This is a genomic window from Shigella sp. SIG6 (genome assembly GCF_053555815.1).
In genome coordinates this window covers 1-17,317 of sequence record NZ_JBQZXC010000014.1, presented here as the reverse complement: position 1 = coordinate 17,317, position 17,317 = coordinate 1, and the positions used below count along the sequence as shown (strand labels likewise).

The 17,317-nt window shown below is 51.5% G+C and carries 17 protein-coding genes and 1 pseudogene; 14 read left to right on the top strand and 4 right to left on the bottom strand.

Annotation, left to right across the window (positions count from 1 at the left end):
- The first annotated feature begins 6 nt into the window (after positions 1-6).
- A complete protein-coding gene (gene exbD / locus ACUU1M_RS04220) occupies positions 7-432 on the top strand; it encodes a TonB system transport protein ExbD (RefSeq protein WP_001240709.1) in 426 nt (141 codons plus the stop codon).
- Positions 433-590: 158 nt separating this feature from the next.
- Here the strand turns inward: exbD and yghA are convergent.
- Positions 591-1,476: pseudogene (yghA, locus tag ACUU1M_RS04215) on the bottom strand (NADP(+)-dependent aldehyde reductase).
- 190 nt (positions 1,477-1,666) lie between these two features.
- On the opposite strand from yghA, the gene ACUU1M_RS04210 reads away from it, so the two are divergent.
- The gene (locus ACUU1M_RS04210; RefSeq protein ID WP_000439331.1) at positions 1,667-2,161 is read left to right on the top strand and encodes a TIGR00645 family protein; all 495 of its coding nucleotides are present in this window, start codon (positions 1,667-1,669) and stop codon (positions 2,159-2,161) included.
- Between the two features lie 39 nt (positions 2,162-2,200).
- Here the strand turns inward: ACUU1M_RS04210 and gpr are convergent, their stop codons facing one another.
- A complete protein-coding gene (gene gpr, locus ACUU1M_RS04205) occupies positions 2,201-3,241 on the bottom strand; it encodes an L-glyceraldehyde 3-phosphate reductase (protein WP_000262176.1) in 1,041 nt (346 codons plus the stop codon).
- 156 nt (positions 3,242-3,397) lie between these two features.
- Here gpr and yghX point away from each other — a divergent pair, with 156 nt between their 5' ends.
- The 10 genes from yghX to hybG all read left to right on the top strand — a co-directional run bounded on the left by yghX (position 3,398) and on the right by hybG (position 11,546).
- Entirely contained in the window at positions 3,398-4,285 is an 888-nt protein-coding gene (yghX, locus tag ACUU1M_RS04200; RefSeq protein WP_005076966.1) for a YghX family hydrolase, read from the top strand.
- Positions 4,286-4,403: 118 nt separating this feature from the next.
- Entirely contained in the window at positions 4,404-4,691 is a 288-nt protein-coding gene (yghW, locus tag ACUU1M_RS04195; RefSeq protein WP_001059136.1) for a DUF2623 family protein YghW, read from the top strand.
- 188 nt (positions 4,692-4,879) lie between these two features.
- On the top strand, positions 4,880-5,998 hold the full coding sequence (gene hybO, locus ACUU1M_RS04190) for a hydrogenase 2 small subunit (RefSeq protein WP_000145414.1): 1,119 nt from the start codon (positions 4,880-4,882) through the stop codon (positions 5,996-5,998).
- Between the two features lie 2 nt (positions 5,999-6,000).
- A complete protein-coding gene (hybA, locus tag ACUU1M_RS04185) occupies positions 6,001-6,987 on the top strand; it encodes a hydrogenase 2 operon protein HybA (RefSeq protein ID WP_001081870.1) in 987 nt (328 codons plus the stop codon).
- Entirely contained in the window at positions 6,977-8,155 is a 1,179-nt protein-coding gene (gene hybB / locus ACUU1M_RS04180) for a Ni/Fe-hydrogenase cytochrome b subunit (RefSeq protein ID WP_000017709.1), read from the top strand. The genes hybA and hybB overlap by 11 nt, the downstream gene beginning before the upstream one ends.
- Positions 8,152-9,855, top strand: coding sequence for a hydrogenase 2 large subunit (gene hybC / locus ACUU1M_RS04175; RefSeq protein WP_000083065.1), 1,704 nt, complete (start codon positions 8,152-8,154; stop codon positions 9,853-9,855). Before hybB ends, hybC begins: the two co-directional genes overlap by 4 nt.
- Positions 9,855-10,349, top strand: coding sequence for a HyaD/HybD family hydrogenase maturation endopeptidase (locus ACUU1M_RS04170; RefSeq protein ID WP_001221946.1), 495 nt, complete (start codon positions 9,855-9,857; stop codon positions 10,347-10,349). Before hybC ends, ACUU1M_RS04170 begins: the two co-directional genes overlap by 1 nt.
- Positions 10,342-10,830: a hydrogenase-2 assembly chaperone gene (hybE, locus tag ACUU1M_RS04165; RefSeq protein WP_000134012.1), complete on the top strand. Its 489-nt coding sequence runs from the start codon at positions 10,342-10,344 to the stop codon at positions 10,828-10,830. The genes ACUU1M_RS04170 and hybE overlap by 8 nt, the downstream gene beginning before the upstream one ends.
- Positions 10,823-11,164 (top strand): hydrogenase maturation nickel metallochaperone HypA, encoded by a 342-nt coding sequence (hypA, locus tag ACUU1M_RS04160; protein ID WP_000544953.1) that lies wholly within the window; start codon positions 10,823-10,825, stop codon positions 11,162-11,164. The genes hybE and hypA overlap by 8 nt, the downstream gene beginning before the upstream one ends.
- A 133-nt stretch (positions 11,165-11,297) precedes the next feature.
- Positions 11,298-11,546, top strand: a complete 249-nt coding sequence (gene hybG / locus ACUU1M_RS04155; RefSeq protein ID WP_000334896.1) for a hydrogenase maturation factor HybG — start codon at positions 11,298-11,300, stop codon at positions 11,544-11,546.
- Positions 11,547-11,668: 122 nt separating this feature from the next.
- On the opposite strand, the gene yghU is transcribed toward hybG, so the two are convergent.
- Entirely contained in the window at positions 11,669-12,535 is an 867-nt protein-coding gene (gene yghU, locus ACUU1M_RS04150) for a glutathione-dependent disulfide-bond oxidoreductase (protein ID WP_005076962.1), read from the bottom strand.
- 204 nt (positions 12,536-12,739) lie between these two features.
- Here yghU and gss point away from each other — a divergent pair, with 204 nt between their 5' ends.
- Complete coding sequence (gene gss / locus ACUU1M_RS04145) at positions 12,740-14,599, top strand: bifunctional glutathionylspermidine amidase/synthase (protein WP_001297309.1); 1,860 nt, start codon at positions 12,740-12,742, stop codon at positions 14,597-14,599.
- Between the two features lie 307 nt (positions 14,600-14,906).
- A complete protein-coding gene (gene pitB, locus ACUU1M_RS04140; protein ID WP_000933264.1) occupies positions 14,907-16,406 on the top strand; it encodes an inorganic phosphate transporter PitB in 1,500 nt (499 codons plus the stop codon).
- Between the two features lie 48 nt (positions 16,407-16,454).
- Here pitB and ACUU1M_RS04135 read toward each other — a convergent pair whose 3' ends face one another.
- Positions 16,455-17,147, bottom strand: coding sequence for a dTMP kinase (locus ACUU1M_RS04135; protein ID WP_001190781.1), 693 nt, complete (start codon positions 17,145-17,147; stop codon positions 16,455-16,457).
- Between the last annotated feature and the right edge of the window lie 170 nt (positions 17,148-17,317).

Sequence of the window (17,317 nt, the reverse complement as noted above, 5' to 3'; positions counted from 1 at the left end):
TGTCCGATGGCAATGCATCTTAACGAAAACCTCGACGATAACGGCGAAATGCATGATATCAACGTGACGCCGTTTATCGACGTGATGTTGGTTCTGCTGATTATCTTTATGGTGGCGGCACCGTTAGCGACGGTAGATGTGAAGGTGAACTTGCCTGCTTCTACCAGCACGCCGCAGCCGCGCCCGGAAAAACCGGTTTATCTGTCGGTGAAGGCAGACAACTCGATGTTTATCGGTAACGATCCGGTCACCGATGAAATAATGATTACGGCGTTGAATGCGTTAACCGAAGGCAAGAAAGACACCACCATCTTCTTCCGAGCGGACAAAACCGTCGATTACGAGACGTTGATGAAGGTAATGGATACGCTGCATCAGGCGGGTTACCTGAAGATAGGTCTGGTCGGCGAAGAAACCGCCAAAGCGAAGTAAAGTAGAATTGCCTGATGCGCTACGCTCATCAGGCCTACAAAATCTATTGCAACATGTTGAATCTTCATGCGTTTGTAGGCGGATAAGGCGTTTTCGCCACATCAGGTAAGAGTGAATTCACAATGATGCCCGGTTGCTTTTCACAACCGGGCATTTTTTTAACCTAAATGCTCGCCGCCGCACACGCCGTGCACTTCTGCGGTGACGTAGCTCGACTCCTGACTTGCCAGATAAACATATACAGGGGCCAGTTCCGCCGGTTGCCCCGCACGCTTCATCGGCGTTTTCTGACCAAACTGCGGGATCTTATCCTGCGTTTGTCCGCCGGAAATTTGCAGTGCCGTCCAGATAGGGCCTGGCGCGACAATATTCACCCGAATACCTTTCTCCGCGACCTGTTTTGCCAGGCCACGGCTGTAGTTCAGAATCGCCGCCTTCGTAGCCGCATAGTCCAGTAAATGCGGACTTGGCTGGTATGCCTGGATTGACGAAGTGGTGATGATACTTGCACCTTTCGGTAGCAGGGGGATCGCTTCCTGGGTTAGCCAGAACAGCGCGAAAACGTTAATGGCAAAGGTCTTTTGAAACTGTTCGCTGGTGAGGTCTGCAATATCCGGAATGGCAACCTGTTTCCCGGCGACCAGCGCCATAATATCCAGCCCGCCTAACGCCTTGTGCGCTTCGTGAACCAGCGAACGGGCGAATTTCTCATCGCTTAAATCGCCTGGCAGCAGAACGGCTTTGCGTCCGCATTCTTCAATGATCTTTTTCACATCCTGAGCGTCTTCTTCTTCCACGGGAAGATAACTGATCGCCACGTCAGCCCCTTCACGCGCGTAAGCGATGGCGGCAGCGCGACCTATTCCGGAATCGCCCCCTGTCACCAGTGCTTTACGATCTTTCAGGCGACCGCTACCAACATAGGTTTTCTCGCCGCAATCCGGTATCGGTGTCATCTTCGCCTGGATGCCTGGCGTCGGTTGTTTCTGTTTGGGATATTCACCAGTGTAATACTGCGTGGTCGGGTCATTTTAAATGAGACATCGTTTTTCTCCCTTCAGGTTCAACGTCCTTTAAGGGTAGACGCTCTCGATGCGTTGATAAGGGAACCAGGAAGATCCCTAAACCTCAGAATTATGCGACAAAGGTTTAACGTATATGTTGATTTGCTGTTGCGTGCTGTTTACTCAATTGCGATATACTGTTGCCCGTTTTAACTACACGACAGGAATGTATGGAACGTTTTCTTGAAAATGCAATGTATGCTTCTCGCTGGTTGCTTGCCCCCGTGTACTTTGGCCTTTCGCTGGCGTTAGTTGCCCTGGCGCTGAAGTTCTTCCAGGAGATTATTCACGTACTGCCGAATATCTTCTCGATGGCGGAATCAGATTTGATCCTCGTGTTGCTGTCGCTGGTGGATATGACGCTGGTTGGCGGTTTGCTGGTGATGGTGATGTTTTCCGGTTATGAGAATTTCGTCTCACAGCTGGATATCTCCGAGAACAAAGAGAAGCTGAACTGGCTGGGGAAAATGGACGCAACGTCGCTGAAAAACAAAGTAGCAGCGTCGATTGTGGCAATTTCTTCCATTCACTTACTGCGCGTCTTTATGGATGCGAAAAATGTCCCGGATAACAAACTGATGTGGTACGTCATTATCCATCTGACGTTTGTGCTTTCTGCATTTGTGATGGGCTATCTTGACCGACTGACTCGTCATAATCACTGATCTGATTCGGGCGCGGTTCGCGCGCCCGTTATTAACAGGTCATTTATCGGACGACGCCTGCCACAGATTCAGCTCGCCATCGGCGATATGCTGATCAATCTGCGCCAGCTCCTCGGTGCTAAATGTCAGATTATTCAGCGCCTGCACGTTCTCCTCTAGTTGCTCCGCGCGGCTGGCACCAATCAATACCGACGTCACGCGATCATCTTTCAGCAACCAGCTTAACGCCATTTGTGCCATTGATTGTCCACGCTGCTGTGCCATTTCATTCAATAAGCGCAGGCTGTTGAGGTTGGCTTCGGTAAGCATTTTCGGCGTCAGACCACGAACTTTATTCCCTTCACGATGCATCCGTGAATCTTGCGGAATGCCGTTGAGATATTTTCCGGTCAGCAATCCCTGAGCCAGAGGAGTAAAGGCAATACAGCCCACGCCGTTATTTTGCAGGGTATCCAGCAGGCCGCTTTTATCCACCCAGCGGTTCAGTAAATTGTACGAAGGTTGATGAATTAAAAGCGGAATTTTCCACTCGTGCAGCAACTCGACCATTTTTTGCGTCCGCTCTGGCGAGTAAGAGGAGATCCCGACATACAGCGCCTTACTGCTTTGTACCGCATGAGCCAGCGCAGAGGCGGTTTCTTCCATCGGCGTATTTTCATCGACGCGATGAGAGTAAAAGATATCGACATACTCAAGCCCCATACGCTTCAGGCTTTGGTCGAGGCTGGCGAGCAGGTATTTACGTGAACCGCCAGAGCCGTACGGGCCGGGCCACATATCGTAGCCAGCCTTGGTAGAGATAATCAGTTCATCGCGATAAGCAGCAAAATCCTCGCGCAGCAGGCGACCAAAGTTCTCTTCTGCGCTTCCTGGAGGCGGCCCGTAATTGTTGGCTAAATCAAAGTGCGTAATGCCTAAATCAAACGCTTTACGCAGGATTGCACGCTGTGATTCCAGCGCGTTAACGTGACCGAAATTGTGCCATAAACCGAGCGATAACGCGGGCAGGCGTAAACCACTTTTTCCGCAATAGCGGTACTGCATCTGCCCGTAACGTTCGGGATTCGCTAACCAGACCATGACCTCTCCTTTCCACCGTTCAATTTCGAAACAATGTTTCTAGTTTAGCGATTCGCCAGCGCGTATCCCGTAGTCTGGCTCACAGAGTGACGAAAAACTGGGCAAAAACACGCGCTTATGCTTTGCTTAAAAAAACACCAGTTGAGGAATGCAACGATGCCGCGTTTAACCGCCAAAGATTTCCCACAAGAGTTGTTGGATTACTACGACTATTACGCTCACGGGAAAATTTCGAAACGTGAGTTCCTCAACCTTGCGGCGAAGTATGCGGTGGGCGGGATGACGGCATTAGCGTTGTTTGATTTGCTCAAGCCAAATTATGCGCTGGCGACTCAGGTAGAGTTTACCGACCCGGAGATTGTTGCTGAGTACATCACGTATCCTTCGCCAAATGGTCACGGCGAGGTACGGGGTTATCTGGTGAAACCCGCAAAAATGAGCGGCAAAACGCCAGCCGTGGGGGTGGTGCATGAGAATCGTGGACTGAATCCGTATATCGAAGATGTGGCACGGCGAGTGGCGAAGGCGGGGTATATCGCCCTGGCACCTGACGGATTAAGTTCCGTTGGAGGTTATCCGGGAAATGATGATAAAGGTCGTGAGCTGCAACAGCAGGTTGATCCAACCAAACTGATGAATGATTTCTTTGCCGCAATTGAGTTTATGCAACGCTATCCGCAAGCGACAGGTAAAGTGGGTATTACCGGATTTTGCTATGGCGGTGGCGTATCGAACGCGGCGGCTGTCGCGTATCCGGAACTGGCCTGCGCGGTGCCGTTTTATGGTCGTCAGGCACCCACTGCCGATGTGGCGAAGATTGAAGCGCCTTTACTACTCCACTTCGCGGAACTGGACACCCGAATCAATGAGGGCTGGCCTCCTTACGAGGCGGCGTTGAAAGACAATAATAAGGTTTATGAGGCTTATATCTATCCGGGGGTTAATCACGGATTCCATAATGATTCCACGCCCCGTTATGACAAATCTGCCGCCGATCTTGCCTGGCAAAGGACACTGAAATGGTTCGATAAATATCTCTCCTGATAGGTTTATCTCTTACGGGATTACGTCTTAAACAAGTATGAAAAAATAGCGTGCGCAAAAGTCGTTCTTTGCCTAAAATATCGTTATATATGGCGATATATAGCGAATGAGGTGAACGATGAATAACCATTTTGGTAAAGGCTTAATGGCGGGATTAAAAGCAACGCATGCCGACAGTGCGGTTAATGTGACAAAATTCTGTGCCGATTATAAACGCGGTTTTGTATTAGGCTACTCACACCGGATGTACGAAAAGACCGGAGATCGCCAGCTTAGCGCCTGGGAAGCGGGTATTCTGACGCGCCGCTATGGACTGGATAAAGAGATGGTAATGGATTTCTTTCGTGAGAATAATTCCTGTTCTACGTTGCGCTTTTTTATGGCCGGTTATCGCCTCGAAAATTGATCAAACATACGTATTATCTTGCTTTAATTAATTACACTAATGCTTCTTCCCTTCGTTTTAGCGCCCCGCCGCAGTATCATGATATCGATAACCATAATGAATGTGTGGTAAATGGCGCATCGATCGCATTATTGATTTTGCGATTGAGGCAAAATATATGCCAGGTCTTCGCAACGGAATAACTATAAATGACTGGAGATAACACCCTCATCCATTCTCACGGCATTAACCGTCGTGATTTCATGAAGCTTTGTGCAGCATTAGCCGCCACCATGGGGTTAAGTAGCAAAGCCGCTGCAGAGATGGCCGAATCGGTTACTAACCCGCAGCGTCCGCCAGTTATCTGGATTGGCGCGCAGGAGTGCACCGGTTGTACGGAATCTCTGCTTCGTGCAACGCATCCAACGGTAGAAAACCTCGTGCTGGAGACTATCTCTCTGGAATATCACGAAGTGCTTTCCGCCGCCTTCGGTCATCAGGTCGAAGAGAACAAACATAACGCTCTCGAGAAGTACAAAGGGCAGTATGTGTTAGTGGTGGATGGTTCCATCCCATTAAAAGATAACGGTATTTATTGCATGGTTGCCGGTGAGCCGATTGTGGATCACATCCGCAAAGCGGCGGAAGGCGCAGCAGCCATTATCGCTATTGGTTCCTGCTCCGCGTGGGGCGGTGTTGCCGCAGCTGGAGTTAACCCAACTGGCGCAGTCAGCTTGCAAGAAGTTCTGCCAGGCAAAACCGTTATCAATATTCCGGGCTGCCCGCCGAACCCGCACAACTTCCTCGCGACCGTTGCGCACATCATCACTTACGGCAAACCGCCGAAACTGGATGACAAAAACCGTCCGACCTTCGCCTATGGCCGTCTGATTCACGAACACTGCGAACGTCGCCCGCACTTCGATGCTGGTCGTTTTGCCAAAGAGTTCGGTGATGAAGGCCACCGCGAAGGCTGGTGCCTGTACCACCTCGGCTGTAAAGGGCCAGAAACTTACGGCAACTGCTCAACGCTGCAATTCTGCGATGTTGGCGGTGTGTGGCCGGTGGCGATTGGTCACCCGTGCTATGGCTGTAACGAAAAAGGTATCGGCTTCCATAAAGGCATCCATCAGCTTGCCAACGTCGAAAATCAGACTCCGCGTTCACAGAAACCGGATGTTAACGCTAAAGAGGGCGGCAACGTCTCTGCAGGCGCTATTGGTTTGCTCGGCGGTGTGGTTGGGCTGGTTGCCGGTGTCAGCGTGATGGCGGTGCGTGAACTGGGTCGTCAGCAAAAGAAAGATAACTCTGACTCACGGGGAGAATAACCGTGAACAGACGTAATTTTATTAAAGCAGCCTCCTGCGGGGCATTGCTGACGGGCGCGCTGCCGTCTGTCAGTCATGCGGCTGCTGAAAACCGCCCGCCAATTCCGGGATCGCTGGGGATGTTGTACGACTCGACCTTGTGCGTAGGCTGCCAGGCTTGCGTCACCAAGTGTCAGGATATCAACTTCCCTGAACGTAACCCGCAAGGGGAACAGACCTGGTCGAACAACGACAAACTGTCGCCGTATACCAATAACATCATTCAGGTGTGGACCAGCGGCACAGGGGTCAACAAAGACCAGGAGGAGAACGGCTACGCGTACATTAAGAAACAGTGTATGCACTGCGTCGATCCGAACTGTGTCTCTGTGTGCCCGGTCTCTGCACTGAAAAAAGATCCGAAAACCGGCATTGTCCATTACGACAAAGACGTGTGCACCGGTTGCCGTTACTGCATGGTCGCCTGTCCGTACAACGTGCCGAAGTACGACTACAACAACCCGTTTGGTGCGCTGCATAAGTGCGAGCTGTGCAACCAGAAAGGTGTGGAACGTCTCGATAAAGGCGGTCTGCCTGGCTGCGTAGAAGTGTGCCCGGCGGGCGCGGTGATTTTCGGTACGCGTGAAGAGCTGATGGCGGAGGCGAAAAAACGTCTGGCGCTGAAGCCTGGCAGCGAATACCACTATCCGCGTCAGACGCTGAAATCTGGCGACACTTACCTGCATACGGTGCCGAAATATTATCCGCATCTGTACGGCGAGAAAGAGGGCGGCGGTACTCAGGTTCTGGTACTGACGGGTGTGCCTTATGAAAATCTCGACCTGCCGAAACTGGACGATCTTTCTACCGGTGCGCGTTCCGAAAATATTCAACACACCCTGTATAAAGGCATGATGCTACCACTGGCTGTGCTGGCGGGCTTAACCGTGCTGGTTCGTCGCAACACCAAAAACGACCATCACGACGGAGGAGACGATCATGAGTCATGATCCACAACCGCTGGGCGGCAAAATCATCAGTAAACCGGTCATGATTTTTGGACCGTTAATCGTCATCTGTATGCTCCTGATTGTGAAGCGTCTGGTGTTCGGTCTGGGCTCTGTCTCTGACCTGAACGGCGGCTTCCCGTGGGGCGTGTGGATCGCGTTTGACCTGCTGATTGGCACCGGCTTTGCCTGTGGCGGCTGGGCGCTGGCGTGGGCGGTATACGTCTTTAACCGTGGGCAATACCATCCGCTGGTGCGTCCGGCGCTGTTGGCGAGTCTGTTTGGTTACTCACTGGGTGGCTTGTCGATCACTATCGACGTGGGTCGCTACTGGAACCTGCCGTACTTCTACATTCCGGGTCACTTCAACGTGAACTCGGTACTGTTCGAGACGGCGGTCTGTATGACTATCTACATCGGCGTGATGGCTCTGGAGTTTGCTCCGGCACTGTTTGAACGTCTGAGCTGGAAGGTGTCGCTACAACGTCTGAACAAGGTGATGTTCTTCATCATCGCGCTCGGTGCGCTGCTGCCGACCATGCACCAGTCTTCAATGGGGTCGCTGATGATCTCGGCGGGCTACAAGGTGCATCCGCTCTGGCAGAGCTATGAAATGTTGCCGCTGTTCTCGCTGCTGACGGCGTTCATCATGGGCTTCTCGATTGTCATCTTTGAAGGTTCACTGGTGCAGGCGGGTCTGCGTGGCAACGGTCCGGATGAAAAGAGCCTGTTCGTCAAGCTGACCAACACCATCAGTGTGTTGCTGGCGATTTTCATCGGGCTGCGCTTTGGCGAGCTTATCTATCGCGACAAGCTGTCGTTAGCGTTTGCCGGTGACTTCTACTCCTTGATGTTCTGGATTGAAGTCCTGCTGATGCTCTTCCCGCTGGTCGTTCTGCGTGTGGCGAAGCTGCGTAATGATTCCCGCATGCTGTTCCTGTCAGCACTGAGCGCACTGTTAGGTTGTGCAACCTGGCGTCTGACCTATTCGTTGGTGGCATTCAACCCGGGCGGCGGTTACGCCTACTTCCCGACCTGGGAAGAACTGTTGATTTCTATTGGTTTTGTGGCTATTGAGATTTGCGCTTACATCGTACTCATTCGTCTACTGCCGATACTTCCTCCTTTAAAACAAAACGATCATAATCGTCATGAGGCGAGCAAAGCATGAGCCAGAGAATTACTATTGATCCGGTAACCCGTATTGAGGGGCATTTACGCATCGATTGCGAAATCGAAAATGGCGTCGTTTCGAAAGCATGGGCTTCCGGTACCATGTGGCGCGGCATGGAAGAGATCGTGAAAAACCGCGATCCGCGCGATGCATGGATGATTGTGCAACGTATCTGTGGCGTATGTACTACCACTCACGCGCTGTCTTCCGTTCGTGCGGCAGAAAGTGCGCTGAATATCGACGTTCCGGTTAACGCGCAATACATCCGTAACATCATTCTGGCTGCGCACACCACGCATGACCATATCGTTCATTTCTATCAGCTTTCGGCGCTGGACTGGGTGGACATCACTTCTGCACTGCAAGCTGACCCAACCAAAGCCTCCGAAATGCTGAAAGGCGTTTCGACCTGGCATCTGAACAGTCCGGAAGAGTTCACTAAAGTTCAGAACAAGATCAAAGATCTGGTTGCCAGCGGTCAGTTGGGTATTTTCGCCAATGGCTACTGGGGTCACCCGGCGATGAAACTGCCGCCGGAAGTGAACCTGATTGCGGTAGCGCACTACCTGCAGGCGCTGGAGTGCCAGCGTGACGCTAACCGCGTCGTGGCGCTGCTGGGCGGTAAAACGCCGCACATTCAGAACCTGGCAGTGGGTGGTGTCGCGAACCCAATCAACCTCGACGGGTTGGGCGTGTTGAACCTTGAGCGCCTGATGTACATCAAGTCTTTCATCGACAAACTGAGCGACTTTGTTGAGCAGGTTTATAAGGTTGATACCGCGGTTATCGCCGCGTTCTACCCGGAATGGCTGACGCGCGGTAAAGGTGCGGTGAACTACCTGAGCGTGCCGGAATTCCCGACCGACAGCAAAAACGGCAGCTTCCTGTTCCCGGGCGGCTACATTGAGAATGCGGATCTGTCCTCGTATCGTCCGATCACTTCTCATTCCGATGAATACCTGATCAAAGGCATTCAGGAAAGCGCGAAGCACTCCTGGTATAAAGACGAAGCGCCACAGGCGCCGTGGGAAGGTACCACCATTCCGGCTTATGATGGTTGGTCTGACGACGGGAAATATTCCTGGGTGAAATCACCGACTTTCTACGGCAAAACGGTAGAAGTGGGTCCGCTGGCTAATATGCTGGTGAAACTGGCGGCAGGTCGCGAATCTACCCAGAACAAACTGAATGAAATCGTTGCGATTTATCAGAAACTGACTGGCAACACGCTGGAAGTGGCACAGCTGCACTCCACGCTGGGCCGTATTATTGGTCGTACCGTTCACTGCTGTGAATTGCAGGATATCCTGCAAAACCAATACAGTGCACTGATCACCAATATCGGCAAAGGCGATCACACCACCTTTGTGAAGCCGAACATTCCGGCAACGGGTGAGTTCAAAGGTGTTGGCTTCCTCGAAGCGCCGCGCGGTATGCTCTCTCACTGGATGGTTATTAAAGACGGTATCATCAGCAACTACCAGGCGGTTGTTCCATCAACCTGGAACTCTGGTCCGCGTAACTTCAATGATGACGTCGGTCCTTACGAGCAGTCGCTGGTGGGTACACCGGTTGCCGATCCGAATAAACCGCTGGAAGTGGTGCGTACCATTCACTCCTTCGACCCGTGCATGGCCTGTGCGGTACACGTAGTGGATGCCGACGGCAACGAAGTGGTTTCAGTGAAGGTTCTGTAATGCGTATTTTAGTCTTAGGGGTCGGCAATATTTTGCTGACCGATGAAGCCATCGGCGTGCGGATTGTCGAAGCGTTAGAGCAACGATACATTCTGCCGGATTATGTTGAGATCCTCGATGGCGGCACGGCGGGAATGGAGCTGCTTGGCGACATGGCAAATCGCGATCATCTGATTATTGCGGATGCCATTGTGTCGAAAAAGAACACGCCGGGAACGATGATGATCCTGCGGGATGAAGAAGTTCCGGCGTTGTTTACCAACAAAATCTCTCCGCATCAGCTTGGCCTGGCCGACGTATTGTCGGCCCTGCGCTTCACCGGTGAGTTTCCGAAAAAGCTGACCCTGGTCGGCGTGATCCCGGAATCGCTGGAGCCACACATCGGCTTAACGCCGACGGTTGAAGCAATGATTGAACCTGCGCTTGAGCAGGTTCTGGCTGCGCTGCGCGAATCAGGCGTGGAAGCCATCCCACGGGAGGCGATTCATGACTGAAGAGATAGCAGGTTTCCAGACCTCCCCGAAGGCGCAAGTACAGGCAGCGTTTGAAGAAATTGCCCGGCGTTCGATGCACGATCTCTCTTTTCTGCATCCTTCAATGCCGGTGTATGTTTCTGATTTTACGCTGTTCGAAGGTCAGTGGACGGGGTGTGTGATCACCCCGTGGATGCTGAGTGCAGTTATCTTCCCCGGCCCGGATCAACTCTGGCCGCTGCGCAAAGTGAGTGAAAAAATTGGTCTGCAACTGCCGTATGGCACCATGACCTTTACCGTTGGCGAACTGGACGGTGTTTCGCAATACCTCTCCTGTTCGCTGATGTCGCCGCTTTCACACAGCATGTCGATTGAAGAAGGCCAACGCCTGACGGATGACTGCGCACGAATGATCCTTTCGTTGCCAGTCACCAATCCGGATGTACCACACGCAGGGCGTCGCGCCCTGCTGTTTGGCCGCAGGAGGGGCGAAAATGCATGAGTTGTCGCTTTGCCAGAGCGCCGTTGAAATTATCCAACGGCAGGCGGAGCAGCACGATGTTAAGCGCGTCACCGCCGTGTGGCTGGAAATTGGCGCGCTCTCCTGCGTTGAGGAGAGCGCCGTCCGTTTTAGTTTTGAAATTGTCTGCCACGGAACGGTGGCGCAAGGGTGCGATTTACATATCGTCTATAAACCCGCCCAAGCCTGGTGCTGGGATTGCAGCCAGGTGGTGGAGATTCATCAGCACGATGCGCAGTGTCCGCTCTGTCACGGCGAGCGGTTGCGTGTCGATACCGGCGATTCGCTGATCGTCAAAAGTATTGAAGTTGAATAAGACTGAGGACAACGCCTAAAAAGCGCACGGACGGTCCCCTGGCCCCTCCGGGGAGAGGGTTAGGGTGAGAGGGAACACCCGCTAAAGGTTCTTTTTCGCGTTTGTCCGGCAATCGAAATAACCGGAGTTAACAATGTGTATTGGCGTTCCAGGCCAGGTGCTGGCTGTCGGTGAAGATATTCACCAGCTTGCGCAGGTTGAAGTATGTGGTATCAAGCGCGACGTGAATATCGCCCTGATTTGCGAAGGTAACCCTGCCGATCTGCTGGGCCAGTGGGTGCTGGTACACGTCGGATTTGCCATGAGCATCATCGACGAAGATGAAGCCAAAGCCACATTAGACGCACTGCGCCAAATGGATTACGACATTACCAGCGCGTGATGATTAGCTTTTGTAGGCCTGATAAGACGCGGCAGCGTCGCATCAGGCATTGTGCACGATTGCCGGATGCGGCGTGAACGCCTTATCCGGCCTGGATGGCTTGCTGCGACGAACACCAACCCTTACCCCTGACGCTTATCTTCTGTATTTGTCTCAAAATCACTGGCGTCATGGCGCTCATGCAACTGCTCGTTCAGCGGCCCGTTGGTGCGGTTAACAATACGCCCACGTTTCACTGCCGGACGTTCGCCCACTTCTTTCGTCCAGCGTTGCACATGTTTATAACTTCCCGCATCCAGAAACTCTGCGGCATCATACACGCCGCCGAGCACCACGTTGCCAAACCACGGCCAAATCGCCATATCCGCAATGGTGTACTCATCGCCCACAACAAACTTATGCTGCGCCAGTTGCTTATCCAGCACGTCGAGCAGGCGCTTGGCTTCCATGGTAAAGCGGTTGATGGCGTACTCAATTTTCACCGGCGCGTAATGGTAAAAGTGACCAAAACCACCGCCGAGGAACGGCGCGGCACCCTGTAACCAGAACAGCCAGTTCAACGTTTCAGTCCGTTTTGCCAGATCCTGCGGCAGGAAGTAGCCAAATTTCTCCGCCAGATAAAGCAGGATCGAACCAGATTCAAACACGCAGATCGGCGGATTATGCGTATGATCGCGCAGCGCCGGGATCTTCGAGTTTGGGTTCACTTCGACAAAGCCGCTGGAGAATTGATCGCCATCGCCAATACGAATCAGCCAGGCGTCGTATTCTGCACCAGTAACGCCCAGCGCCAGTAGCTCCTCAAGCATAATCGTTACTTTCTGACCGTTCGGCGTTCCCAGCGAATAAAGTTGCAATGGATGTTTGCCAACGGGCAGCGTTTTTTCATGCGTCGGACCAGAAAACGGGCGATTGATATTGGCGAACGCGCCGCCAGCGGATTTATCCCACGTCCAGACTTTCGCGGGCTGATAAGTATTGTCTGTCATAGTGAGTTGCCTTCTGAGTGGTAGTGTTGAAGCAGTGTAGCAGGTCACTTGCTGTACAGAATGTGAATTTTTTAACCCTTTGCGCCAGCCGCTGCGATGAGGTGTATGATTAGTCTGACCTCTGTCCGGTTAATGTCGCTGAGCAGGTAATCAGAGCACAACAATTACGCCAACTGCTTAGGTTGTATTGTTAAAGGTAAAGTGATGAGCAAAGGAACGACCAGCCAGGATGCCCCGTTCGGGACATTATTGGGCTACGCCCCAGGTGGGGTAGCAATCTACTCTTCAGATTACAGTTCTCTCGATCCGCAGGAATACGAAGATGACGCCGTATTCCGTAGCTATATCGACGACGAATATATGGGCCACAAGTGGCAATGCGTTGAATTTGCTCGCCGTTTTCTCTTTCTGAATTACGGTGTGGTCTTTACTGACGTGGGTATGGCGTGGGAGATTTTCTCGCTGCGCTTCCTGCGAGAAGTGGTTAATGACAACATCCTGCCATTGCAGGCATTTCCTAACGGCTCGCCGCGTGCGCCGGTCGCGGGTGCGCTTCTTATCTGGGATAAAGGCGGTGAATTTAAAGACACTGGCCATGTCGCCATCATTACCCAATTGCATGGCAACAAAGTCCGTATTGCGGAACAGAACGTGATTCATTCCCCGTTGCCGCAAGGGCAACAGTGGACGCGCGAGCTGGAGATGGTGGTCGAAAACGGCTGCTATACCCTTAAAGACACTTTTGATGACACCACCATTCTGGGCTGGATGATCCAGACGGAAGATACTGAATACAGCTTACCGCAGCCGGAAATTGCAGGCGAGCTGCTGAAAATCAGTGGAGCGCGTCTGGAAAACAAAGGCCAGTTTGACGGTAAATGGCTGGATGAAAAAGATCCGCTACAAAACGCCTATGTGCAGGCCAACGGTCAGGTGATCAATCAGGATCCGTATCATTACTACACCATTACCGAGAGTGCCGAGCAGGAGCTAATTAAAGCCACCAACGAGCTGCATCTGATGTATCTTCACGCAACCGACAAGGTGCTGAAAGATGACAACCTGCTGGCGCTGTTCGACATTCCGAAAATCCTCTGGCCACGTTTGCGTCTCTCCTGGCAGCGTCGCCGTCACCATATGATCACTGGTCGTATGGATTTCTGCATGGATGAGCGTGGCCTGAAGGTTTACGAATACAACGCCGACTCCGCCTCCTGTCATACCGAAGCGGGCTTGATCCTCGAACGTTGGGCGGAGCAGGGCTATAAAGGCAACGGCTTCAATCCGGCGGAAGGGCTGATTAACGAACTGGCTGGTGCCTGGAAACACAGTCGTGCACGTCCGTTTGTCCATATCATGCAGGACAAAGATATCGAGGAAAACTATCACGCGCAGTTTATGGAGCAGGCGCTGCACCAGGCGGGCTTTGAAACGCGTATCTTGCGCGGGCTGGATGAACTGGGCTGGGATGCTGCCGGGCAACTGATTGATGGGGAAGGGCGACTGGTTAACTGCGTGTGGAAAACCTGGGCGTGGGAAACCGCGTTTGATCAGATTCGTGAAGTTAGCGACCGTGAGTTTGCTGCGGTGCCAATCCGTACCGGTCATCCGCAAAACGAAGTGCGTCTTATCGACGTATTGCTGCGCCCGGAAGTGCTGGTCTTTGAGCCGCTGTGGACGGTGATCCCCGGCAACAAAGCGATTCTGCCGATCCTCTGGTCGCTGTTCCCGCACCATCGTTACCTGCTGGATACCGATTTCACTGTTAATGATGAATTGGTGAAAACAGGTTACGCAGTGAAACCGATCGCCGGTCGCTGTGGTAGCAATATCGACCTGGTCAGCCATCATGAAGAGGTGCTGGACAAAACCAGCGGTAAATTTGCCGAGCAGAAAAACATCTATCAGCAACTGTGGTGTTTGCCGAAAGTGGACGGTAAATACATTCAGGTATGTACCTTCACCGTTGGCGGCAACTACGGTGGGACGTGTTTGCGCGGTGATGAATCACTGGTCATCAAAAAAGAGAGTGATATTGAACCGTTAATTGTGGTGAAAAAGTAATACATGTTGTAGCAACCCCGTACTGATTATGAAGAATAATTAGTACGGGGATTAATCAAAATATTCAATATTTATATATTCCAATATTTATATATTCCAATATTTATTCATTTCATATGTGAATATATTAACCAGTGGAATACCTGTGTTTTGATTATTTCTAAAGGTTTTGAATGAATGCTTATTGTCTGATACACAAGAAATAACACTCTTTTTATCGTTAAAAAATGATATTTCACTTTGCCCATGCCGTTAAAGTCACTGATAATGCGTCCGTTCGTAAATTCAAAATGGCGTAATCTAATATATGCTAAATTTATTTGTTGGCCTTGATATATATACGGGGCTTTTGTTATTACTTGCTCTGGCATTTGTGTTGTTCTACGAAGCAATCAATGGTTTTCATGACACGGCGAATGCGGTGGCAACCGTTATTTATACTCGTGCCATGCAGCCACAACTTGCTGTGGTGATGGCGGCATTTTTTAACTTTTTTGGCGTGTTATTGGGCGGACTTAGCGTTGCCTATGCCATTGTCCATATGTTACCAACCGATTTGTTGCTGAATATGGGGTCAACTCACGGTCTGGCGATGGTCTTTTCCATGCTGCTGGCGGCGATTATCTGGAACCTGGGAACGTGGTTCTTTGGTTTACCGGCCTTCAGTTCGCACACCTTGATTGGTGCGATTATCGGCATCGGTTTAACCAACGCGCTGTTAACCGGCTCATCGGTGATGGATGCGTTAAACCTGCGTGAAGTAACCAAAATTTTCTCCTCGCTGATTGTTTCCCCTATCGTCGGCCTGGTCATTGCGGGTAGTCTGATTTTCCTGCTGCGCCGTTTCTGGAGTGGGACGAAAAAGCGTGACCGTATTCACCGCATTCCGGAAGATCGCAAAAAGAAAAAGGGCAAACGTAAACCGCCATTCTGGACGCGTATTGCGCTGATTGTTTCCGCTGCGGGCGTGGCGTTTTCGCACGGCGCGAACGACGGGCAGAAAGGGATCGGCCTGGTAATGCTGGTACTGGTGGGGATTGCCCCTGCTGGCTTCGTCGTCAATATGAATGCGTCCGGCTATGAAATTACCCGTACCCGCGATGCCGTTACCAACTTCGAACACTACCTGCAACAGCATCCTGAACTGCCGCAGAAGTTGATTGCGATGGAACCTCCATTGCCTGCAGCATCGACTGATGGCACGCAAGTAACAGAGTTTCACTGTCATCCGGCAAATACCTTTGATGCGATTGCGCGCGTTAAAACGATGCTGCCAGGCAATATGGAAAGTTACGAGCCGTTAAGCGTGAGTCAGCGCAGCCAGCTGCGCCGCATTATGCTGTGCATCTCTGATACCTCCGCGAAGCTGGCGAAACTGCCAGGCGTCAGTAAAGAAGACCAGAACCTGCTGAAAAAACTGCGCAGCGATATGTTAAGCACCATTGAGTACGCTCCGGTGTGGATCATCATGGCGGTAGCACTGGCGCTCGGCATTGGCACCATGATTGGCTGGCGTCGTGTAGCGATGACCATCGGTGAGAAGATTGGTAAGCGCGGCATGACGTATGCGCAAGGCATGGCGGCACAAATGACGGCGGCAGTGTCTATCGGCCTTGCCAGTTATATTGGGATGCCTGTCTCCACAACACACGTCCTCTCGTCTGCGGTAGCAGGGACGATGGTGGTGGACGGCGGTGGGTTACAGCGTAAAACGGTAACCAGCATCCTGATGGCGTGGGTGTTTACTTTACCGGCGGCAATTTTTCTTTCTGGTGGGCTGTACTGGATAGCATTGCAGTTGATTTAACCTTCCTGAAAATGCCCGGTCCTGGCGATCGGGCATTTCCATTTTTGACTAGTGATAACCACGTGCGGTCATAAAATCCGTAATCGCTTTTTCTGCATCAACCAACACCTGTTCCAGTGGCTGATTGGCATCGATATCAACCAGTTGTGCACCACCAAAGGTTAACTGTGGCGTTATGGCAATCTTCCTCGCCAGCGATTCCCGTTTATGGTCGGGTTTACGTGCACAGGCAACTTCAAGATCAACATTGAGTTTGATGACCAGATCAGGCTTATGGCTCGCCATCCAGTGAAACGCTTTACGTTCCTGGCTTGCCAGCCATGAGACAAAACGACCACCTTCAACGTTAGGTGGGAACACCGTACCATCGTAAGCGCCAGGAATTTGGTCCTGAGGATAACGGTCGGTTAGAACAATTAACCCGCGACGACGACAGGCAAGCATATGACGAAAGCGCAGTAAGCGACGGGCGACAAACGCTGTAATTACCAGCGCCGGAACTGGTCCAGGCAATTTTTTTGCTGTTTTCACCTGATTTCGTTCAATTGTTTTATGTAAGGATTTTCCCATCAAAGGTAATTTTGTCACTGCACGACCGACATTTCCGGCCTGTTTTCCTAAATGAACTCTTTCGGCAGCACCATATTTTTCGACAACGGTAATAAGATGTTCACACACCGTTGACTTGCCTGAACCATCGCTACCAATAACGGCAATTAATGGAGGTGTTATTGACTGCATGAATATATCCTTTAATTTAAATATCCATTAAAAATATTTATTTGGTTAATATGTTTTTATGAAAGCGTAATTCAGGTCAATGTCACAATTAACCATTGTCACAATAAGGTTGAACGGATATTCTGAGCACGGACCACGTAATATTCAATACATTATTTACTGCCGGGTTT